22 protein-coding genes and 1 tRNA gene are annotated in these 20,106 nt (G+C 70.8%); 12 read left to right on the plus strand and 11 right to left on the minus strand.

Annotation, left to right across the window (positions count from 1 at the left end; translation table 11 throughout):
* Window positions 1-35: 35 nt before the first annotated feature.
* Genes IFR11_RS10265 through IFR11_RS10275 form a run of 3 tightly spaced genes read left to right on the plus strand, consistent with a single transcriptional unit; the run spans window position 36 to window position 3,165 of the window.
* The gene (locus IFR11_RS10265; RefSeq protein ID WP_191916090.1) at window positions 36-1,169 is read left to right on the plus strand and encodes an FAD-dependent monooxygenase; all 1,134 of its coding nucleotides are present in this window, start codon (window positions 36-38) and stop codon (window positions 1,167-1,169) included.
* Complete coding sequence (locus IFR11_RS10270) at window positions 1,166-2,203, plus strand: amidohydrolase family protein (RefSeq protein ID WP_191916091.1); 1,038 nt, start codon at window positions 1,166-1,168, stop codon at window positions 2,201-2,203. Before IFR11_RS10265 ends, IFR11_RS10270 begins: the two co-directional genes overlap by 4 nt.
* Window positions 2,200-3,165 (plus strand): fumarylacetoacetate hydrolase family protein, encoded by a 966-nt coding sequence (locus tag IFR11_RS10275; protein ID WP_191916092.1) that lies wholly within the window; start codon window positions 2,200-2,202, stop codon window positions 3,163-3,165. The genes IFR11_RS10270 and IFR11_RS10275 overlap by 4 nt, the downstream gene beginning before the upstream one ends.
* A gap of 377 nt (window positions 3,166-3,542) precedes the next feature.
* On the opposite strand, the gene IFR11_RS10280 is transcribed toward IFR11_RS10275, so the two are convergent.
* Entirely contained in the window at window positions 3,543-3,932 is a 390-nt protein-coding gene (locus tag IFR11_RS10280; RefSeq protein WP_191916093.1) for a hypothetical protein, read from the minus strand.
* A gap of 26 nt (window positions 3,933-3,958) precedes the next feature.
* The gene (locus tag IFR11_RS10285) at window positions 3,959-4,999 is read right to left on the minus strand and encodes a hypothetical protein (protein WP_191916094.1); all 1,041 of its coding nucleotides are present in this window, start codon (window positions 4,997-4,999) and stop codon (window positions 3,959-3,961) included.
* 254 nt (window positions 5,000-5,253) lie between these two features.
* Here IFR11_RS10285 and IFR11_RS10290 point away from each other — a divergent pair, with 254 nt between their 5' ends.
* The 3 genes from IFR11_RS10290 to IFR11_RS10300 all read left to right on the plus strand — a co-directional run bounded on the left by IFR11_RS10290 (window position 5,254) and on the right by IFR11_RS10300 (window position 8,654).
* On the plus strand, window positions 5,254-5,391 hold the full coding sequence (locus tag IFR11_RS10290) for a hypothetical protein (protein ID WP_191916095.1): 138 nt from the start codon (window positions 5,254-5,256) through the stop codon (window positions 5,389-5,391).
* Between the two features lie 129 nt (window positions 5,392-5,520).
* Complete coding sequence (locus IFR11_RS10295) at window positions 5,521-7,014, plus strand: MDR family MFS transporter (RefSeq protein WP_191916096.1); 1,494 nt, start codon at window positions 5,521-5,523, stop codon at window positions 7,012-7,014.
* 26 nt (window positions 7,015-7,040) lie between these two features.
* Window positions 7,041-8,654, plus strand: coding sequence for a GMC oxidoreductase (locus IFR11_RS10300; RefSeq protein WP_191916097.1), 1,614 nt, complete (start codon window positions 7,041-7,043; stop codon window positions 8,652-8,654).
* A gap of 101 nt (window positions 8,655-8,755) precedes the next feature.
* On the opposite strand, the gene IFR11_RS10305 is transcribed toward IFR11_RS10300, so the two are convergent.
* From IFR11_RS10305 to IFR11_RS10320, 4 genes are all read right to left on the minus strand, one after another.
* Window positions 8,756-10,201, minus strand: coding sequence for an HNH endonuclease (locus tag IFR11_RS10305; protein WP_191916098.1), 1,446 nt, complete (start codon window positions 10,199-10,201; stop codon window positions 8,756-8,758).
* Window positions 10,202-10,373: 172 nt separating this feature from the next.
* On the minus strand, window positions 10,374-11,528 hold the full coding sequence (locus tag IFR11_RS10310; RefSeq protein WP_191916099.1) for a Gfo/Idh/MocA family protein: 1,155 nt from the start codon (window positions 11,526-11,528) through the stop codon (window positions 10,374-10,376).
* The gene (locus IFR11_RS10315) at window positions 11,501-12,208 is read right to left on the minus strand and encodes a ThuA domain-containing protein (protein WP_191916100.1); all 708 of its coding nucleotides are present in this window, start codon (window positions 12,206-12,208) and stop codon (window positions 11,501-11,503) included. The genes IFR11_RS10310 and IFR11_RS10315 overlap by 28 nt, the downstream gene beginning before the upstream one ends.
* A gap of 190 nt (window positions 12,209-12,398) precedes the next feature.
* On the minus strand, window positions 12,399-12,971 hold the full coding sequence (locus IFR11_RS10320; RefSeq protein WP_156459328.1) for a hypothetical protein: 573 nt from the start codon (window positions 12,969-12,971) through the stop codon (window positions 12,399-12,401).
* 158 nt (window positions 12,972-13,129) lie between these two features.
* On the opposite strand from IFR11_RS10320, the gene IFR11_RS10325 reads away from it, so the two are divergent.
* The 3 genes from IFR11_RS10325 (at window position 13,130) to IFR11_RS10335 (ending at window position 14,403) form a co-directional block, all read left to right on the plus strand.
* Entirely contained in the window at window positions 13,130-13,519 is a 390-nt protein-coding gene (locus tag IFR11_RS10325) for an ester cyclase (RefSeq protein ID WP_055832614.1), read from the plus strand.
* A 162-nt stretch (window positions 13,520-13,681) separates the two neighbouring features.
* Window positions 13,682-13,966 carry a hypothetical protein gene (locus tag IFR11_RS10330; RefSeq protein WP_055832616.1) on the plus strand — a complete coding sequence of 95 codons (285 nt, stop codon included), beginning with the start codon at window positions 13,682-13,684 and terminating at the stop codon, window positions 13,964-13,966.
* The gene (locus tag IFR11_RS10335; RefSeq protein ID WP_055832618.1) at window positions 13,966-14,403 is read left to right on the plus strand and encodes a BLUF domain-containing protein; all 438 of its coding nucleotides are present in this window, start codon (window positions 13,966-13,968) and stop codon (window positions 14,401-14,403) included. Before IFR11_RS10330 ends, IFR11_RS10335 begins: the two co-directional genes overlap by 1 nt.
* A gap of 64 nt (window positions 14,404-14,467) precedes the next feature.
* Here IFR11_RS10335 and IFR11_RS10340 read toward each other — a convergent pair whose 3' ends face one another.
* Window positions 14,468-15,166 carry an SGNH/GDSL hydrolase family protein gene (locus IFR11_RS10340; protein ID WP_191916101.1) on the minus strand — a complete coding sequence of 233 codons (699 nt, stop codon included), beginning with the start codon at window positions 15,164-15,166 and terminating at the stop codon, window positions 14,468-14,470.
* An 82-nt stretch (window positions 15,167-15,248) separates the two neighbouring features.
* Window positions 15,249-15,857: a YdeI/OmpD-associated family protein gene (locus tag IFR11_RS10345; RefSeq protein WP_191916102.1), complete on the minus strand. Its 609-nt coding sequence runs from the start codon at window positions 15,855-15,857 to the stop codon at window positions 15,249-15,251.
* Window positions 15,858-16,018: 161 nt separating this feature from the next.
* Here IFR11_RS10345 and IFR11_RS10350 point away from each other — a divergent pair, with 161 nt between their 5' ends.
* A complete protein-coding gene (locus IFR11_RS10350) occupies window positions 16,019-16,348 on the plus strand; it encodes a hypothetical protein (RefSeq protein WP_235560490.1) in 330 nt (109 codons plus the stop codon).
* 228 nt (window positions 16,349-16,576) lie between these two features.
* Here the strand turns inward: IFR11_RS10350 and IFR11_RS10355 are convergent, their stop codons facing one another.
* Window positions 16,577-17,092, minus strand: a complete 516-nt coding sequence (locus IFR11_RS10355) for a TetR/AcrR family transcriptional regulator (RefSeq protein WP_191916103.1) — start codon at window positions 17,090-17,092, stop codon at window positions 16,577-16,579.
* Between the two features lie 190 nt (window positions 17,093-17,282).
* Between IFR11_RS10355 and IFR11_RS10360 the strand changes: the two genes are divergently transcribed.
* Window positions 17,283-18,356 carry a zinc-binding alcohol dehydrogenase family protein gene (locus tag IFR11_RS10360; protein ID WP_244630709.1) on the plus strand — a complete coding sequence of 358 codons (1,074 nt, stop codon included), beginning with the start codon at window positions 17,283-17,285 and terminating at the stop codon, window positions 18,354-18,356.
* 112 nt (window positions 18,357-18,468) lie between these two features.
* Here IFR11_RS10360 and IFR11_RS10365 read toward each other — a convergent pair.
* Window positions 18,469-18,542 (minus strand) — tRNA-Gly (locus tag IFR11_RS10365).
* A gap of 105 nt (window positions 18,543-18,647) precedes the next feature.
* Here IFR11_RS10365 and dcd point away from each other — a divergent pair.
* Complete coding sequence (gene dcd, locus IFR11_RS10370) at window positions 18,648-19,253, plus strand: dCTP deaminase (RefSeq protein WP_055832702.1); 606 nt, start codon at window positions 18,648-18,650, stop codon at window positions 19,251-19,253.
* A 60-nt stretch (window positions 19,254-19,313) separates the two neighbouring features.
* On the opposite strand, the gene IFR11_RS10375 is transcribed toward dcd, so the two are convergent.
* Window positions 19,314-20,033, minus strand: coding sequence for a hypothetical protein (locus tag IFR11_RS10375; RefSeq protein ID WP_191916105.1), 720 nt, complete (start codon window positions 20,031-20,033; stop codon window positions 19,314-19,316).
* Window positions 20,034-20,106 lie beyond the last annotated feature (73 nt).

A 20,106-nucleotide genomic window follows, 5' to 3' on the forward strand; every position in this document is an offset into this window, starting at 1 on the left:
TCCCCCACCCCGTCCCAGAACAGAGAGGTTCTGACATGACCGCCGTTCAGAAAGTCGCGATCGCCGGAGCCGGCGTCGCAGGCCTGGCCACCGCCATCTTCCTCAGCAAGGCCGGCGTCGAGGTCGACCTCTACGACGCCCAGCCCGCGCTGTCCACGCGCGGATCGGGCATCACGCTGCAGGGCAACGCCCTGCGCGTCTTCGACGAGCTCGGCGTGTGGGACGAGATCGCCGCAGCCGGAAAGGCGTTCGAGGGCCTCAACCTGCGCGCCCCCGGCCCCGGCGCCCCCGTCGTCGCCGCCCTCCCCGACCTGAAGACCGGTGGTCCCGACTACCCCTCCACGATGGGCATGTCGCGCCCCGACCTCGCCCGCATCCTGCTGTCCGCGGCCGAGAAGAACGGGGCGCGCGTGCACTTCGGTCAGCGCGTGACACGCGTCTCGCAGACCGACGACGGCGTCGCGATCGAGGTCGACGGCGAGCCCGCGGGCACGTTCGACCTGCTCGTCGGGGCCGACGGCCTGCACTCCGCGGTGCGCGAGATGATCGGCATCCACGTCGCGCCCGAGCAGACCGGCATGGGCATCTGGCGCACCTTCGTGTCGCTCCCGCCCGACGTCGACCGCAGCGAGCTGTACTACGGCGGACCGATGTACATCGCCGGGTACACCCCCACCGGCGACGACACGATGTACGCCTTCCTCGTCGAGGCGGCTCAAGACCGCTCCGGCGCCACGCCCGAAGAGGCCCGCCGCATCATGGTCGAGCAGTCCCGCGCGTACGACGGCCCGTGGAACCACATCCGCGCCGACATCGAGGCCGGCGCCGACGCCAACTACACGTGGTTCACTCGCCACCTCGTCGAGGCGCCGTGGAACCGCGGTCGCGCCGTCGTCATCGGCGACGCCGCGCACAGCTGCCCTCCCACGATCGCCCAGGGCGCCGCCCAGGGCCTCGAAGACGCGGCCGTGCTGAGCGAGCTCCTCGTGAACCGGGATGCCGTCGACCAGGCGCTGTGGGACGAGTTCCACGCCCGCCGCGTCGAACGGGCCAAGGCCATCGTCGACGCCTCGGTGCAGCTCGGGCAGTGGCAGCTCGACGGCGTCCGCGACGCCGACATGGGCGGTCTGATGTTCGGTGTCGCGCAGCTCACGGCGGCCCGTTCGTGAGCCTCGCGAGCGACGGCGCCGCGAACGGCGAGATCACCGACGTCCACGCGCACCTGCTCATGCCCGGCCTGCACGCCGAGGTCGAGCGCCGCGTGCCCGACGAGGTGCAGGCCGCGGCCGACCTCGAGCGGCGTCGCAACGGCGTCGAGAGCCTGCAGGCCTCGGGTCGCATGATCGGCGAGCGCTTCCCGCGCCTCACCGACGTGGGCGCCCGCCTGGCCGCGATGGACGCGCAGGGCGTCGACCGGCAGTGGGTCAGCCCCTCGCCGAACCACTTCTACCCGTGGGCGAACGAGGGTCTCGCGACCTGGGCGAGCGGTGAGGCGAACCGCCTGATCGCCGAGCACGTCGGCGCCGCCCCCGACCGCCTCGTCGGCCTCGGCGTCGTGCCGCTGCAGCACCCGCACCTCGTCGTCGACGCACTCGACGACGCCGTGCTCGGTCGCGGTCTCGCGGGTGTGGAGATCTCGTCGTTCGCGGGCGACGTGGAGCTCAGCGACCCGCGTCTGGAGCCTTTCTGGGCGCGGGCGGCGGAACTGCGGGCCGTGGTGTTCCTGCACCCGTTCGGCTGCTCGCTCGACGAGCGCCTCGACCGCTTCTACCTCTCCAACACCGTCGGGCAGCCGACCGAGAACGCCGTCGCGCTGTCGCACCTGATCTTCGCGGGCGTGCTGGATCGGCATCCGGGACTCCGACTCGTCGCCGCGCACGGCGGGGGGTATCTCCCCACCGCGATCGGGCGCTCCGACCGCGCGTGGCGGGTGCGCCCCGAGGCGCACGGCTGCGCGCACGCGCCGTCGACGTACCTCTCGCGGATCTGGTTCGACACCGTCGTGCACGACGAGCGGGCGCTGCGCTGGCTCGTCGAGGTGGCGGGGGCCGACCGCGTGCTCCTCGGCAGCGACTTCCCCTTCGACATGGGTCTCGACGAGCCCGTCGCGTTCGTGCGCGGGGCGGGACTGCCCGACGAGGCCGTCCGCGCCGTCCTGGGTGAGAACGCCGCCGACCTGCTGCGCACCCGGGTGCACGCGTGAGGATCGCGCGCTGGGCCGACGGCGCCGATGTCGGGGAGGGTTTCATCGACGCCGACACCGTCGTCCCGTTTCCCGACGGCCTGCGGGTCGCCGAGGTGCTCGCTCAGGGTCTGAGCGCGCTCCCGGCGCTGTTCGCCCGGCGTGACACCGACACCGCGCGCCCCCTGGCCGAGGTGCGCCTGCTCGCCCCGTTGGTGCCGGCGTCGATCCGCGACTTCGTGGCTTTCGAGGAGCACGTCGAGGGCGTGAGCGCCTCGGTCGACGGAAAGAGCGAGGTCGTGCCCGAGTGGTACGAGGCCCCGACGTTCTACTTCACCAATCCGCACACCGTCCGCGCGACGGGCGACGTCGTGGCGATCCCCGAGACGCAGCGCCTCGACGTGGAGCTCGAACTCGCCGTCGTCATCGGTGCAGCGCCCGGCTCCACCGGTGAGAACGTGGATGCCGCGACAGCCGCCTCCCACATCTTCGGCTACACCGTCATGAACGACTGGTCGGCGCGAGACTTGCAGTCGCGCGAGATGAAGGTGCGCCTGGGACCCGCGAAGGGCAAGGACTTCGCGATGACGCTCGGGCCTTGGATCGTCACGGCCGACGAGCTGGAGCCGTACCTCGACGCCGACGGATTCCTCGCCGTCCGCGCGGAGCTGTTCGTCAACGGGGAGCTCGTCGGGCACGACCTCGTGTCGAACATGGGGTGGCCCTTCCCCGAGCTCGTGGCCTACGCGGCGCGCAACTCTGTCGTCGTCCCCGGTGACGTGCTCGGCTCGGGAACGGTGGGAGGCGGCGGATGCCTCGGCGAGCTCTGGGGGCGTCGCGGGGCGCTCGATCCCCGTCCGCTCGAACCGGGCGACGAGGTGCGCCTGGTCATCGAGGGCGTCGGCGAGGTCGTCAACGTCGTCGGCCCGCGCGTGGCGGCGCCGCCCGTCGCGCGGGCGCGGTCGCGGGCGCGGTCGCGATGAGCACCCCGTCTCTCGATCGGGCGGCGTCTTCTCGCGCCGTGTGCCGCCCCGTTGAGCACCCTGAAAACGCCGTGCGCCGCCCCGGTGCCGCCAGACGCCCGCGGGGCGCCACGCCGCGGGTGCCCCGCGAGATCCACGTCTCGATGACGACGACCGAGGTCTCCGTCGCCGAGGCGCTGATGCCCCGCGTGGAGTACGCCACGTCGGGTCGTCCAGCCGGTCGACGGTCCGGTCGCTGAATAAGGAGCCGAACCCGACGAGCGAGCAGACGGCGGCGAGGGGGCCTGCGGGCGGCGGAGGCACTGACGACCGCCTGCTCTATGGTGACGATTGACGGTGGTCGGTGTCGCTCGGGTTGTATTCGTCATCGACGACGCTTAATCGGATGTGTTGAGTGTGTCGATGTACCCCTCGATGCTGTCTCGGTCCGCTTCGGTGAGGTGGTCGTCGGTGTACTCGATCACGATCCAATTCGACCGATACGTGTCCGCTGCCGACGTCGCGAAAGCGGCGCCGGCGTCCGTGGTCGTGAACTTCCGGTACCTGGCGTGGTCCGCGCGGTAGCCCTGGATGCACCCGTCAACGTCGCGACATAATTCCTCCGTCGCGTCCGTGTAGCCGTGCAGGGCGGGATCATCGACGCTGGCGTAATCAAAGCTCCCGAGGTCGATGTCCTGACGAGTGTCGCGTGTCAGGATCACGAAGAGTGCGATGGCGAGCATCGCGCTGATCGCGGCAGCAGCAATAGCTCCGCTCACGATCAGCACGACGCGCCTCGTCATGATTCGGGTCACTACCAGTTGCACTTCGAGGGGTATGCGCCCCCGTCTGTGCGCCACCATGGTCGGTTGGCGCGGAAGCCTTCGAGGTCCCAGGAGGGCCCGCCGCTGGCCGGAGTGTAGGCGCCCAGAACGTGGCACTGGTACTGCTGGTAGTAGGTCGCTCTGCTGCTCAATATCCGCACCCGTCCGACGGCCTCGTTCCACCCTGCGCCGTTGAGGATGAGCTGTCCCTGCCCCCATCCGAGGACGCCGATTTGAATAGATCTGCCCCAGCCGGATGTCACCAGCTTGATATTCCAAGCGCCGCGTTCCCAGTTCGCGTACTCGACCCTGCTGAACAGTTGCTGTCCCATCCAGGGGTCGGCCACGACAGGATATGCGACCGTGTCGACGGTGTGATCGACGATCTGCCGAAGCGTTGACCCGTGGATCTCGTAGTGCGTGGCAACTGCGCGGCCGTTCGCGTCGACCGCCCATGCAGGCGCAATGCCGATGACGAGCTCTTCTTCGTCCATGGCGATGACGACACCAGATTCGTTGTCGAGCGTGAGGGTGGTCCCATCGGGAAGGGTCAGGTCGTAGTCGTAGTGCGTCGGGGCAGACTCGTCGTTGATAATCGTTGTGACCTGAACCGATCCGTCATCCTTCAGAACGGGAACGGTCGTGACACCGTCTGCGCCGTCGAAGCTGATCACCGCGTCATCGATGCGTTCGCCCTGCACCGTCGCCTTCGTGTCCGGCATCCCGATCGCTACGTTGCCGATTGTGATCGGTTCGTCGGACGTGCCCGGAATGACCGTTGTGCTGCCTTCTGTGTAGAGAGACAGGCTGCCGTCGTTGCCCGTTGTGATCTCATTGGGGTCAGCCAGGTCATTGAGGACTTCCCGCTCTGGAGCGTCGGTGCTGGCGGCCACCTCCGTCACTGACAGAAGCGTATCCAACGGCTCGGGCGCCTCCCCATCCTCAGCGTTTGCGACCGCGGGCAGTCCTGTGAACATGACGACCGCGACGGTCGCGGTCGCCGCAGTGCAGATCCAACGATTTTTTCTCATAGTCCCCCCTGGAACGTCAGAGCTAGTACCGGAGACCCCGGGCTTGCGGAAGGTATCGTCAACGTGCGCCGCCGGAACTCGGCCCGAAGTTGCGTTCGCGGGGTGTTCCTAAGCAAGCGACCTGAACGCCGCGGTCACGTCCCGGTCCATCGGGCGACGGAGTTCATCCTCCGATTCACCATGATCATCAGCGGGAAGAGGATGGCCCTCGTCTGCCGTGATGCCGGTGCCTCTCGGCCGGGGAGGTCGATGGGGTGACCGGCATCGTGTCCTTCCGGCTGCGGATCGCGGCCCTCGTCATCGGCGCCGAGATTGGCGTCAACTGGCAACAGGCGGTGTCGGGACAGGCTCTGCCGGGTGCGGCGACGATACCCTCTCGGGTCTCTCATTAAGTTGAAAACCGACATAAGTCGGGTATGGTGGAACAGACGTCGGGACCCATCGGGTCCGTTCGCCCGGTGAGGGAGCCGGAGCGGCACATACGGTCGCGTCGATCGCCCGGTCGTACGGGCGCCCCGCGAATGACTCTCTCTCCCGCCCGCGTACGCATCCTCGTCGCGGCCCTGCTCACGGTGTCGTTCCTCGGCGCCCTCGACCACACCGTCGTCTCGACCTCGCTCGCCACGATCGCCGGCGACCTCGGCGCCCTGGAGCACATGAGCTGGATCATGGTCGGCTACACGCTGGCCGCGACCGCCATGCTCCCCGTGCTCGGCAAGCTCGGCGACATCGTCGGGCCGCGCCGCGTGTTCCTCGTGTCGATCGTGACCTTCCTCGTCGCCTCGCTCATCTGCGGCTTCGCGCCCGACCTGGGCTGGCTCATCGCCGCGCGCGTCCTGCAGGGGCTCGGCTCGGCGGGCATCCAGCTGATGTCGCAGACGATCGTCGCCCGCGTCACCAGCCCGCGGCAGCGCCCCCGCTACATGGCCGTCATCGGGGCGGCCTTCCCCGTCGCGATCGTCGTCGGGCCCGTCGTCGGCGGTCTGATCACCGACTACTGGGGATGGTCGTGGGTGTTCTGGATCAACATCCCCGTCGGTCTCGTCGCCCTCGCCCTCGCCCTGATCGCCCTCCCGCGCCTTCCCGGCGGCGCCCACCCGCGTTTCGACATCCCCGGCTCCGTCGTGTTCACCGGCTCGCTGCTCGCGCTCGTGCTGGCCGTGACCTGGATCGGCGACGAAGGCCTGCGCCCCGCGGCGATCATCTGCGCGGTCGCGGCGGTCGTCGGCATCCTGGCCCTCGTCGCGATCGAGCGGCGCGCGGCCGAGCCGATCCTGCCGCCCCGGATCCTGCGCAACCGCACGATCCTGGCCTGCCTCGGCCTCTCGCTCATCATCGGCGCCGGGCTGTTCGCGGTCGTCGCGTACGTGCCCACGTACATCCAGATGGCGTACCGCACGACGGCAACCGTGTCGGGTCTCGTCCCCATCGCGACCGTGCTCGGCATGCTCGTCAGCAACCTGCTCACCGGATGGCTCGTGAGCCGCTCCGGCCGCTACCGCGCCTACCCGGTCATCGGCACCGCGCTCGGAGCCGCCGGCCTCGGCGTCATGGCCGCGCTCCCCGTGGGAGCGCCGCTGTGGGTTCCGATGATCGTCATGGCGACCGTCGGCATCGGGACCGGCGCCTTCATGAACCTCATCTTCGCCGTCGTCCAGAGCGCCGCGCGGCGCGACGACCTCGGCGCCGTCACCGCCACGACCAACATCGTGCGCCAGGTCGGCTCAGCCGTCGGCACCGCGGTCATCGGGGGCGTGGTCGGCTTCGGCGTCGCGGCGAACCTCCCCTCGGGGGTGGATGCCAACACCCTGACCCCCGCGGCGGTCCGCGCCGCGCCCGCCGACCTGCAGGACCAGGTCGCCGCGATCTACCACGACGTCTTCGCCCCCGTCTTCCTCGGCCTCGCGGTCGTCTACGCCTGCGGCATCGTCATCGCGCTGCTGCTTCCCCCGGGACGTCTGTCGGATGAGACGCCCACCTCGGCGGCCCCCGCCGCCGCCCGCCAACCCGTCTGATCCCCGCCCGTCTCGAAGGAGAGAACATGTCCGACACCCCCACCATCGCCGTCGTCGGCAGCGGGCCCATCGGTGCCGCCTACGCCCGCGTCCTGCTCGAGAACCTCCCCACCGCCCGCGTGATCATGTTCGAGGCCGGCCCGCAGGTCACCGAACGCCCGGGCGAGAGCGTGCGCAACATCGTCGACCCCGACGAGAAGGCCCGCGCCCGCGAGCGCTCGCAGGGCCCGCAGGCCGGGGACTTCCGCGAGTCGCTGGGCCTGCCTGCCGGCGCCGTCGTCGAGGGCATGTTCACCGCCCGCCAGGGCACCCACCTGCTCGACTTCGGCGGCGAGGGCTCGGCGCACGCGCCGACCTTCCCCGCCGCGGCCGCGGCCACGAACGTCGGCGGCCAGGGCTCGCACTGGACCTGCGCGATCCCGCGCCCCGCCTTCAGCGAAAAGCTCGACTTCATCGCCGACGACGAGTGGGAAGACCTCATCAGCACCGCCGAGGGCCTCCTGCACCACCAGAGCGCCGCCTTCTCGGACTCGCCCGTCGGCGCGGCCATCCGCACCCTGCTCGACCGGGAGTTCGCCGCCGAACTGCCCGAGGGCTACGGCGTCAGCACCCTCCCCGTCGCCGGCGACCCGCAGCCCGACGGCTCCATGCGCTGGGCCGGCGCCGACATGGTGCTCGGACCCCTGATCGAGCCGGGAACCGACACCGCCGCCCGCTTCGACCTGCGCGATCTCACCCTCGTGCGTCGCATCGAGCACGACGGCACCCACGTGCGCGGACTCGTCGTCGAGAACCTCCGCACCCGGGAGGAATCCTTCGTCGACGCGGATGCCGTGATCGTCGCCGCCGACGCCTTCCGCTCGCCGCAGCTGCTGTGGGCCTCGGGCATCCGTCCCGCGCCGCTGGGCCGCTACCTCACCGAGCACCACGTGGTCATCAGCACCGTGTCCCTCGACCAGGAGCGCATGAGCGCCCTCGTCTCGGACGACGAGCTCGAGGCGGAACTCGCCCGCCGCGCCACGAACCCCGCCGACCCGGTCGCCGCGGTGAACCGCATCCCCTTCTCGGAGCCTGCCCACCCGTACTCGGCGCAGATCATGTACGCCGAGAACCCTCCCTTCCCCCTCGACCCGGCCCACCCCCAGGCGGGCAACCGTTGGGGATACGTCAACATGGGCTTCGGCGTGCGCAAGTTCCCCCGCGTCGAAGACGGCGCCATCTTCAGCGACGACGAGCTCGACTACCGCGGTCTGCCCAACTTCACGATCGAGTACGCCCTCACCGAACGCGAGGAAGCCGAGATCGCCGAGGCCACGCAGCGCCTCCGCCGCGCCGGCTCGGCGCTGGGCACGTTCATCGCGGAACCCCGCCTGCTCCCCAACGGCTCGAGCCTGCACTACATGGGCACGATGCGCGCCGGCACCGACGAGGCCACGTCTGTCGCCGACCCGTACTCCCGCGTGTGGGGCTTCGACAACCTCATCGTCGGCGGCAACGGTCTGATCCCGACCGCCAACACGATGAACCCGACCCTGACGAGCGTCGCCATCGCCGTGCGCGGCGCCCGCCACCTCGCCGACGAACTGCGCGCGGATGCGGGCGGCGCCGACGAGGAGCGCCCCGGAGAGGCCACCGTCTGAGCGGCGGGGTCGGGACGATCGACATCCCGGCCCCGGCGCTCAGGATCGCCCCGGTGGTGCAGGCGAACACGCTCGCGCGGGCGCACCGATCCCCCGGGTGTTCACCCGTCCCCGGGGCTCTCTTCGCTCGGTCTCGGCGCAGCGTGTGGGGGTGGCGCGCCGCGTCGAGGGCCGGGAACGAAAGCCACGGCGGGCGGGTAGGGGAGGGGCTCGTCGACGTACGTCCGCCCGGTGGGCGAGGTCCATTCGAGCACACCGCCCTCACGCTGCCGCACCCTCCAGGCGGTGAACTGCTTCTGGGTGTGGTGACGCTGACACAGATGGGCGAGGTTGCCCGTCTCGGTACGGCCACCCAGAGCGTGATCGTGCGTGTGGTCGACTTCGCACCGGATCGCGGGAGCGGTGCACCCGGGCCAGCGGCAGTGGCGGTCTCTCGCCCTCAGGTAACGGTCGATGGCGGCCGTGCGCTGATAGGTGTCGACGTGCAGCACCGCCCCGGTGATGGGGTGGGTGATCACGCGGTCCCACGGACGTGTGGTCGACTCGGCCAGCCGGCGAGCGGTGGCGGCGTCGATGGGACCGTGCCCCACCAGCTCGGCGGGGTCGGCGTTCTCTCGGCCGGGGTGGAGCATCGTCAGGGCCGGAACGACGACCTGCACCCGGGCGCGGATGGCTCCGAGGGTCCCCGGCCCGTCGTCGTCGCGGGTCGGGTCGGACAGGGGCGCTGCCGTGAGGAGCAGGTCGGCGAGGAGGTCGGCCCGCACCTGATCAGGCGTGCGCACGTCGGGCGCGGGTGGCGCCTGCGGCATCCGGCCACTCACGGGGGCGCCGCCGGCGGGCGCGCGGCTCGCCTCGCCGCTGTCCCGTGTCGCGGTGACCGGGGGCCGCGCGTCACGAGCGTCGACGAGTGCTCGGCTCTGCTGCATCAGCCGGTCGTAGATCCCGACCGCGAGCACCGTCGGCAGCGTCGCAATGAGATCGGACATGCCGTCGTCGCCCCGGACGACCCGCACGTTCCGCCGCGCGCGACCGGCGCGGTGGCGTTCGGTGAGGGTGGTCGGCTGCAGTTGCTCGGCCAGTGCCGCCAGGCGCGTCCGGAGCAGGCCGGGACTGAGCCCCTCGGCCTCCGCGGCGGCGAGGGCGTCGAACTCCCGGTGCCGTTCCGCGGGCAGCGTCGCGCCGATGTCGGTGATCACGTGGACGTGCGCTCGCGCCAGAGCACCCGACTGCCAGGCGTCGAGCGTCGCCGGAAAGCTCTCGGCGATCAGCATCGCATGTCGGATCTGCGCCTGCACGGTGCGATCGGACAGGTGCTCGGCCGCCCCGATCTCGGACGCCACCTCTCGAAGGGCCAGATCGGCCTCCCGCGACGACGCCGGGCGCCCTGCGCGTCCCATGATGGCGAGACGCCCCGCTCGAGCCAACGCGCGCACCCGCCGGGCTTCGACGGATGCCATCGCGGCATCCAGATCGAGCACGTCGGTCACCACCGACGCGAGAGCCGGAGCCCCGTGATCGGGTTCTGGTGACGAGGCCGGCGATTGCATGTGTGCACGCTAGCGGGGGCCTTCGGCACCCTGACGAGGTCTGCGGCGAGATCTGGATGGATGACGGGACTCGGCCGATGGGGAGGAGTGGCGGGGCATCACTCGGCGCGAAGAGATGTCGCGCGCACGCCGCGCGATTCGCGAAGGCCCACGGGTTCCGCGGGCGCCTTCGCTACCCGGCCGCGCCGCGCGCGGGGAAGCCCCGCCACACCTCCACCGGCGTCAACGGAACGAGCGGTGGCACCAGAGCCGTGGTCTCGAGCACGATGCGTCGCCCTTCCCTCGCGGACAGCGGCAGTGCCGTCATGATCTCGGTCACGTGCAGCGCCATCGCCCCACTCGCGCGCCCGGGCGAGGACGCGCCACAACCCGCCGAGCCGTCGGGCTCGGCGCCTCCGCACACCATGTCGATCACGCCGATCCCGCGCCCCGCGGCAACGTACCCGGCGGTCGGCGGCAGCTCGACCCAGTCGTGGGCGCCCGGCGCCAGGTGCCGTACGACCCCGTCGAAGTTGTTCGGATCCGGCACCGCCAACGAACCGGCCTCACCGTGCACCTCGATCGGGCTCGCCGTGGACCCGGCCGCGTCGAAGCTGAAGGTCACCGTCGACAGCGCGCCGGTGGTGTGCCGGAGCGTTCCGGTGACGTGCGTGTCGACCTCGACCGCGATGCTCTCGCCCGCGCGGGGCCCCGATCCGATGACGCGTTCGCTGCGTCCGCGTGAGACGTCGCCGGTGACGGAGACGACGGGCCCCAGCAGGTGCACCAGCGAGGTCAGGTAGTACGGCCCCATGTCGAACAGCGGCCCGCCGCCCTCGCGGTAGTAGAAGTCGGGATTCGGATGCCAGTGCTCATGGCCCGCCGACACCCACGTCGCCGTGGCGGCGGTGGGCGTGCCGATCAGGCCGCTCTCGACCGCTGCGCGCGCCGTTTGGATCCCGGTTCCGAGCACCGTGTCGGGCGCGCTGCCGATCTCGACGCCGGCCGCTTCGGCATCCGCCACGATCTGTTTCGCGTCGTCAAGGGTCGTCGCGAGAGGCTTCTCTCCGAACACGCGTTTGCCGGCGGCGATCGCCGCGCGGGCGATGTCGGCGTGCGCGGCCGGGATCGTGAGGTTCACGACCACGTCGATGTCGTCGGCGGCGAGCAGCGCGTCGACGCTCAGCGCCCGCGCGTGGTCGAGCGACGCCGCCACCTCGGCGGCGCGTTCCGCCCGCAGATCGGCGACCGCGGCGATGCGCACGGCGGGGTGTTCGCGCAGCGTGTCGAGGTACTGCTCGCTGATGACCCCGAGGCCGATCAGACCGATGCTCGTCGGCTCGCCCACAGCAGCCCCCTCTCGATGATGGTGCGCACGTTGTCGTCGGCCAGCACCGAGGGGTCATGGCCGGGGGTCGCGACGAACACCCGTCCCTCGCCCCAGGCCCGCGTCCACACGGCGGGAGAGACGATCGGTCGGTGCCACGGCTCGTCGACGCGAACCGGGTGGGTGGTGGTGGCGAGTACGTCGTTCAGATCGTCGTGCAGCACCCAGTACTGCTCCGTCGTGAGCGAGAAGTCGACGATCCCGCTCATGATCTGGTGCGTGCGGCCGAGGTCGGTGAGCTCGATGCGGTGGTCGAGGAACACGTCGGTCCCGTCTCCGATGCGATCGCCCGGATCCTTGGACGGGTGGGCGGCGAACTGGCCGCCCACCAACTGCAGGTAGTCCGCGTCGTGGCGGTACGAGTCGACGATGCCGCCGTGCCATCCGGCGAGTCCGGTTCCGGCGGCCACCGCGCGCCGCAGGCCCTGGATGCTCTCGCGATCGGCCTCGCTCATCGTCACGGACTGCACGACGAGGTCGACGCCCCGCATGAGATCGTCGTCGGCGTAGACGCCCGGTCCGTCCTCGATGCGCACGTCGAAGTCGTTGTCGCGCAAGAACGGCACGAACATGTCGGTCGCCTCGATGGGATGGTGGCCCTCCCACCCCCCGCGCACGATCAGAGCTGTGCGTGACGTCATCGTCGCCCCCTTCGGCATCCGGATGCCATCGACCCGACGACGGCATCGACGGTCACGCTACCGTCGACCCCCGACATCGCCCGCGTGATCTGCGCGAACCGGACACGCTGGCCCGCGCTGCCTGCTCCGCCATCGTGCCTCCGACCCCGGAGTCCTCCGGCGGTCGTCCGCACGGGCGAGCCCGTACCCCTCACTCCGCGCGTTCGACGCCCTCGTCGTCCAGGGGGCGGCGCCTCGATCGGGAAACGCGCCACCAGCCGTAGTCGACCGAGGCTGCGGCGACGATCACGACGACCACTGTCTCCGGGAGCGTGGGCGGGCCGTCGTCGGTCACGAGTGCGGAGAGCCCCACGACGAGCAGTCCGGTGAGGGCGCCGAAGACGGTCCAGACCGTGAGCTGCACGCCCGTCGAACCCACCCGGCGCAGGGCGCTCGCGACGAGCCATGCCGGCCCGACCGCCACGGCCGCGACGGCGACGGTCAGTGCGCCCCCGACGAGTCCCACGACCGCGGTCAGGGTGATGGCCAGGGTGGTGAACGCGTGCACCGGGCTGACGCCGAGCGACGGGGCCTGCTGGATGGCCTGCACGCTCGTGTCGATCACGATGACGACCAGCATGGCCAGCAGGAACATCGCGCAGGCTCGCGCCGCCGCCCGCAGGACGTCGCGCCAGCGGGCGCTAGTTCGCGAACCGCCGGCCCGCGAACCGCCCGGTCGCGCGTCGCCCTCGCGACCCGCCCGCGTGCGATGTGCGTCATCCATGAGGCGAGCCTAGAGCCGCGCCGCCGCGGTCCTGGCGCCCTCCCCCGCAGGGCAGTACGCCCCGCGCTCCGCCCGCGAGGTGTCGAACCCCTCCCCGCATCCCGCCTCGAACCCCGCCCGCCGATCCCCGCCCGCCCCACCCCGCCGATAATGGACGGGTGGAATCCTGGGAGACGCGAGAGTGGTTCGCCGACTTCCTCGACGCCCTCAACCGCCACGATCTCGACGACGTGCGGGGCTTCCTCGACCCCGGAGTCCGTCGTGCGCACCTCCCCGCGGGCGCCGACGCGTGGATCGCCGACTATGCCGACCTGCTGCGGGGCTTCCCCGACTGGCAGTGGAAGCGCATCCAGCTGCTCGTCGAAGACGATCGCCTCGCCGTGCACCTGCGCGGGGGCGGGACGCACACCGGCCCGTACGGGCACCTCGCGCCCACGCGTCGGCGCGCCAGCATCGCCGCGTTCGCGATGTACCGGATCGAGCGGGGGCGTGTCGTCGAGGCATCCGGAACCGATGACGCTGCCCAGGTGCGCGCGCTCCTGGGCTGAGGATTCCCACTGCCATCGCCGGAGTGGGCGCGGCGACGGGTCCGGAGGCCGCGCCGGCGGCGGACGGGTCGCGGTTCGCCTGTCAAGGGCGCAGCGGTGTCGGAGGTGCCGGGTAGCTTCGCTCATGCCTGGTCATTCAACGGGCAGAAGGAGCGGTGTCCCATGCACGCGACTGAACGCCCCGGCGCGGGCGTCGTGTGGGCTCGTGTCGAAGACGGGTTCCACGTCGGCAGCCGCAACGGCGCCTTCCTCGGGTACATCGATCGCCAGGCCGACGGGGGCTTCCTCGCCTTCGACGGTCGCTCGCGCGTCGTCGGACGCTTCGACGCGCTGACCGCCGCAATGGCGGCCGTCACCAACGGGCAGCCCCCGCAGGACGCCGAGATCACCCTGCAGCAGGTTCGCGTACCGGCCCCGCGCGGGCTCGGCCAGGGCGGGGTGCGCTGATGGCGGCTCCCCTCGTCTCCGTCTCGTACGTCAGCACCGAGACCGACCCCTTCGACGACGAGCGTCTGGCCGCGCTGCTCGCGCAGAGTCGGCGCTCCAATCACGAGCACGACCTCACGGGCATGTTGCTGCATCGCCGCGGGCGCTTCTTCCAGGTGCTGGAGGGGCCGCAAGACGCGGTGGACGCCCTGATCGCGAAGATCCGTGAGGACGCGCGGCACCACGACATCCGCATCCTGCTCCGTGAGAACCTCGACGACCGCCGCTTCGACGAGTGGACGATGGGCTACGAGCCCATCGGCGTGCCGTCGACGCCGCCCCCCGAGGGGTTCCGCGACACCTTCGACGACCTCGAGTCCGCCGACGACGAGATCAGCTCGCGGGCGGTGCGCGAGTTGACGGTCTGGTTCCGGGCCCGCACGGCGGGCGATCGCTGATCCCTTCACCGCCGCGACGGCGGTCGAACCGTTCAGCAGGGCGGGCGGTTGATCGCCTTACCGGTCACAGCGGCGGGTCGAGGGCGCGGAGCGCGGCATCCATCTTCTCGGCCATGACGGCGTATCCGGTGTCGTTCGGGTGCAAGCCGTCCGACGCCATCCAGCTGTCGGCGTCGTCGGCGTAGTGCCCGTCGAGCCAGTGGCTCGCTCCCTCGATGTGGTCGGCGCCGATCCTCTCGGCCGCGTCCTCGACCCACCCGGCGATCACGTCGACCGAGGCGGGGCGTTCCGCGGTGTACCAGAACGGCTCCACGACGACGATGCGCGCCTGCGGCAGACCGTCGTGCAGGCGCTGCAGGTCGTCGTCGATCGTCTCGCGGATCTGGTCGGCCGCGCGGTCGTAACTGAAGTTGTCGTTCAGGCCCATCGTGACGAACACGATGTCGGGCTGGTCGTCGATGACGAGGGCGGGAATGTCGTCGAGACCCGCCCCCATCGTGGCTCGGCGGTTGACGAAGCCGAGGCCGTTCTCGCTGCGGTTGATCTCCTGCCACCCGCGCTCGACCGAGACGATCGTCGACCACCGGTGGTCGGACGAGCTCGCCCCGGTCCCGCGCGTGTACGAGTCGCCGTAGAACGACACGACAGGTCCGTCGCCCGTCGGAGCGGGGACGGGGGCGGGGGAGGTCTGCGCCGAGCAGGCCGTGCCCGCCAGGATCGCGGATGCCACCACCACGAGGCTGAGCAGTCGTCGCGCGCGCATGCTCTCATTGTCGGCGCGGATGCGAGGGGCGGGGCCGTCCAGGGCGAACCGTGTCGGATCGCGCCGGGCGCGTGCCGTCGCGTCATGCGCCGAGCGTGGACCCGCTTTCGGGGGTCTCGGGGTCGTCGGCGGCCGGTGCCGCGAGCCGCGCGACGTGGCGGGCGATGCGCGCCGCGCGCGCGGTCTCGGACGTCGCCGTGACGACGGGGTGCAGCACGGAGTATCGCTCCGACTTGTTCAACGCCGCGAAGCGACGCGCGGCCGCGGGCTCGGCATCCAGTGCCGCCTGAAGATCGGCGGGGACCTCGATCGCCGCGGACCCCGCGTAGGCGCGCTCCCAGCGGCCGTCGGCCTGTGCGCGCCGGATCTCGGCGGCACCGCGTTCGCGCATTCGTCCCTCGTCGGCGAGGCGGTCGACGATTCCGACGTTGCGCGTCGACCACATCGACCGCGCACGGCGCGGGGTGAAGTGCTGGCGGAACGTGGCCGCGTCGCGCGACTGCTTCCGCCCGTCGATCCAGCCGCTGCACAGTGCTTCGTCGAGGGCCTGCGCGTAGGTGAGCGAGGTCGGAGCGGTGGTGCCCTTCTTGGCGAGCACCAGCCACACGCCGTCGTTCGTGCTCTCGTTCTCGTCGAGCCAGGCCCGCCAGGCGTCGACATCGGCGACGGTGAGTTCGAGGGGGTCGGTCATGTGGAGTGCCTCCTTCGCGCGGGCCGCACGAGCACGATAACCCGCACCTCCGACACGGCGCCCCCTATCGGAGCGGGCACGTGCGAGGCAAGCGGCCCCCGGCGGCCTTCGGCATCCGGTGTCATGGATGCATGCGATGTGTGACCTATGCGGGCGAGACCGTGACCACGACCGACGACGTTGCCGAGGCGCTGGTGCAGCTGACCGCGTCGATCGCCGCCGACGGGCAGGCCGAAGCGGTGAGCATCCCGATCGTCACCGACGACGGCGAGACCGAACAGGCGGAGCTCGTCATCGGTGTGGGCAACGATGTGCTGAGCGCGCCGGCGGCGTGGGAGCGCGAGGAACCCGACTTCGGCTGGGCCGCGGAGCAGCTCCGTCAGCACCGGCGCTACCCTCAGTCGACCGCTGTCGCCCACGAGCAGACGAGCGACGACACCAATCCCGACGCTTTCTGGGACCCCGACCTCGAGGGCTTCACGCGCGCCTGAGCCCGCACCCGAGGGGGGAGCTCGTCAAGCCCACCCTCGCCGCCGCGCGCCGACGTAGCGTGAGGGATCCACGCCGACGGCGGCCGGTTTACCGTCCCGGCGTGTGAGCCCCGGACAGTCCGGGCGGCTCCGCCGTTTCGCGGGCGCCGCCCGGACGCCGGGGTGCCTCATGGTCATCGGATGCCGGATGCCCACGTGCTCCGCTGGCGTTTCGAGATGTACGCCCTGTCATGCGGTGAACCATTCCCGCATGTCGGTCCACACCGTCGTCAGGGCGTCCTCGAGCGGGAGATCGGCGGAGCCTTCCAGCCATCGGTCCACCGCGAGGTCGAAACAGGTCACGGCGAGGGCTGCCCAGGCGTGCGCAGGCCCGGGGGCGATGCCCCGTTGGTTCAATGATCCTTCGATGGCGCGAGCGAGGTAGTGACTGCGGAGGAGATCGCGCTCGTGCAGCGCCGGTTCGCTCTGGATGATGCTGCGTCGACGTGCGATCTGTTCTCGCCAGCCCTGGATGCCTCGGCATGCGGCGGCGAGACCTTCGCGCACGGTGGCCGCTGCGTCGCATTCCTGCGGGATGGATGCCATGAAGTCGCTCACCGCCTGCGGGAACTCGCGATCCCGGAGGAACAGCACATCGCGTTTGTCCGCGAAGTGGCGGAAGAACGTCCGTGTGGTCAGCCCCGCCGCCTCGGCGATCTGGGGAACCGTGGTTCCCGCGTACCCCTGGTCGGCGAACAGGTTCATCGCCGCGGCTTCCATCCGCAAGGCAGCGTCCGGTGACCATCGAGGCATGGACCCATGATGACACGAACTGTCGTAAGATCGGTGACGATGACACGCAATGTCATCAGAATCGGAGAGCGGAAGAATGAGCGACAACTCGGCGGCGTGGATCGATTCTCCTTACGCAGACCTGACGGTCCGAGCTGCGCCGATGCCGAAGCCGGGGGTGGGGCAGCTGTTGCTCGAGGTGCGCGCGGTGGCGGTGAATCCGCTCGACGCGATCATCCAGTCCAACGGCACCGTCATGTACGGCTGGTTGCGCTACCCGGTGGTCCTGGGGGAGGACGTCGCGGGCGTCGTCGTCGAAACCGGTGCCGGCGTGGACGACTTCGCCGTCGGAGACCGCGTCGTGGCGTACGCGATGGGCCTGGAGAAAGGACGGGACGCCGTCTCCGAGAGCGGTTTCCAGGCCTACGTCGCGGTCGACGCGAGCCTGGCCGCCGTCCTGCCGGCCGCCATCGCCTTCGAGGAGGCCGCCGTCCTGCCTCTGGCGATATCCACCGCGGCGGCCGGCCTGTTCGAGAAGGACCAACTGGGACTGGACTACTCCCGTCTCGGCGACGCGGCGCCTCGCGACGAGGTCGTCGTGATCTGGGGCGGCGCGACGGCGGTCGGAGGCAATGCGATCCAGCTCGCCCGAGCGGCCGGCTATCGGGTCGTCACGACAGCCTCGGCGAAGAACCACGAACGGATGAGGCGGCTGGGGGCGGAAGCCGTCTTCGACTACCACGACCCGGACGCTGCGAATCGGATCATCGATGAGGTCGGCGGCTCCGCGGTGGCGGGGGTCCTCGCCGTCGCGACGGGTTCGGCCGAGCCCTGTCTGAGGATCGCGCGCGCAACCGGTGCCACGCAGATCGCGATGGCGAGCCCTCCCGTCTCGTTCTACGATCAACCGCGCCGTCGAGGCCTCTCCCTCGCTCGCATCCGCCTCTTCCTGAAGCTCGGAACGCGGACTGCTCTTCTCCAGGTGCGCAGTCGCACCCGCGGTATCGGAGCATCGTTCATCTGGGGAAGCGCCATCGCCACGTCTCCCGTCGGCCCGGCCGTCTGGGGCGGGTATCTCCCCGCCGCTCTCGCCTCGGGCAGCCACCACCTCTACCCCGAAGCCCACATCGCGGGACACGGCCTCCCGGCGATCCAGGGGGCCATCGACACCCTTCGCCACGGCGTATCGGCGCGGAAACTCGTCGTCACCCTCGACCACGCACCGACGGGATCGTGATCGATCCACGAGGAGTCGTCGGAGCGCAGTGCGGGAACAGCGAGCGCCGGGCGAAAGGAGCGTCAGTCTGAAGCGACGCGGGAGAGTCCGGCACAAGTCCGGGGGTCACACATGGAGGGGCTGACGGGAATCGAACCCGCGCTATCTGCTTGGGAAGCAGAAGTTCTGCCATTGAACTACAGCCCCGTGCGCCTTGCGGCAGCCCGGCCAGCATAACAGCGTCCGGTCGTCGTGCTCCCCGTCGTCCGTCACAGACCCCCGCGAAAACGACCCTCGCCCTAGGCTGGGGCCGTGCTGCTCTCCGATCGCGACATCCGAGCCGAACTCGACGCGAAACGCCTCGGGCTCGACCCCTTCGACCCGGCCATGGTGCAGCCCTCCAGCGTCGACGTGCGACTCGACCGCTACTTCCGGCTGTTCGACAACCACAAGTACCCCTTCATCGATCCCGCCGAGGAGCAGCCCGAGCTGACACGTCTCATCGAGGTCGCTCCCGACGAGCCGTTCATCCTGCACCCGGGCGAGTTCGCTCTCGGGTCGACCTTCGAGCGGGTGAGCCTTCCCGACGACGTCGCCGCGCGCCTCGAGGGCAAGTCGTCTCTCGGCCGCCTGGGGCTGCTGACGCACTCGACCGCGGGGTTCATCGACCCGGGCTTCTCGGGCCATGTGACGCTCGAGCTCTCGAACGTCGCCACCCTGCCGATCAAGCTCTGGCCGGGAATGAAGATCGGGCAGGTCTGCTATTTCCGCCTGACCTCGCCCGCCGAGAACCCGTACGGCTCCGGCCCGTACGGCAACCGCTATCAGGGTCAGCGCGGGCCGACGGCTTCGCGTTCCGCGCTCAACTTCCACCGCACCGACGTCGGCTCCACCGAGGCCGGGTCCGTCGGGCGCTGACCCGACGACGAAGCGGCGAGGCTCCCTCGGGAGTCCTCGCCGCTTCGTGGTTTCGCGGGATCATTCGGATGCCGACGACTCGCGGCCGCGGCGGAACCCGGCGTCGAAGCCGCGCTCGAACGCGTGCTGCGCGGCCTGGTGACCTCGGTGGTGGCCGTGGCCGTCCCGGCCGAAGCCTCGGCCGCCGTGGTCGCGCTCGTTGCCGGCGCACGGCCGATCCGCGGTGTATCCGCGGTGACCGCCGTGCTCGGCCTCGTGATCGCCGTGGCCGGAACCCCGGCCGAAGCGTGCACCGAACCCGCGCGGGCCGGGGCCGAAACCAGGACCGAAACCGGGGCCGAAACCGCCGCGTCCCGGGCCGCGGAAGCCGCGCTCCGGTGACGCCTCGGTCGCGTCGACTCCCAGCGCGTCCGAGAGGGCGTCGAGAGCCGTCGTCAGGCGCTCCAGCTGCTCGGCCGGCACGTCGGCCAGCAGGGCCGCGCGGTCGGCATCCACCCGGTCGAGGAGCTCGCGACCCCCGGCGGTCAGTCGCCAGCCGTCGTCGCCGCGCTCGATCCAGCCGCGCTCGGCGAGAGCGTCGACGCGCTTGCCGCCGCGGGCGAGACGGTCGTGCACCCAGGGCGCGTCGATCCGTCCGTCGATGGCGCTGAGGATCATCACGGTCTTGGGGTGCAGCTCGTTGTCGCGCAGCTGCGTGAAGAGGCGGTGGTGCAGCGCGTGACCGACCGTCGTGAGGCGGTGGGCGAGGCTGCGGACATCAGGTGATGTGGAGGTGGTCATGGAGGTGTCCTTTCGGGGCGGTCGATCCGCCGATACATGTCATGTGACAACAGATGTACTGTGACATGCATCG

It is taken from the genome of Microbacterium sp. CFBP 8801 (genome assembly GCF_014839455.1).
In the GTDB taxonomy this organism is placed as follows: Bacteria; Actinomycetota; Actinomycetes; order Actinomycetales; family Microbacteriaceae; genus Microbacterium.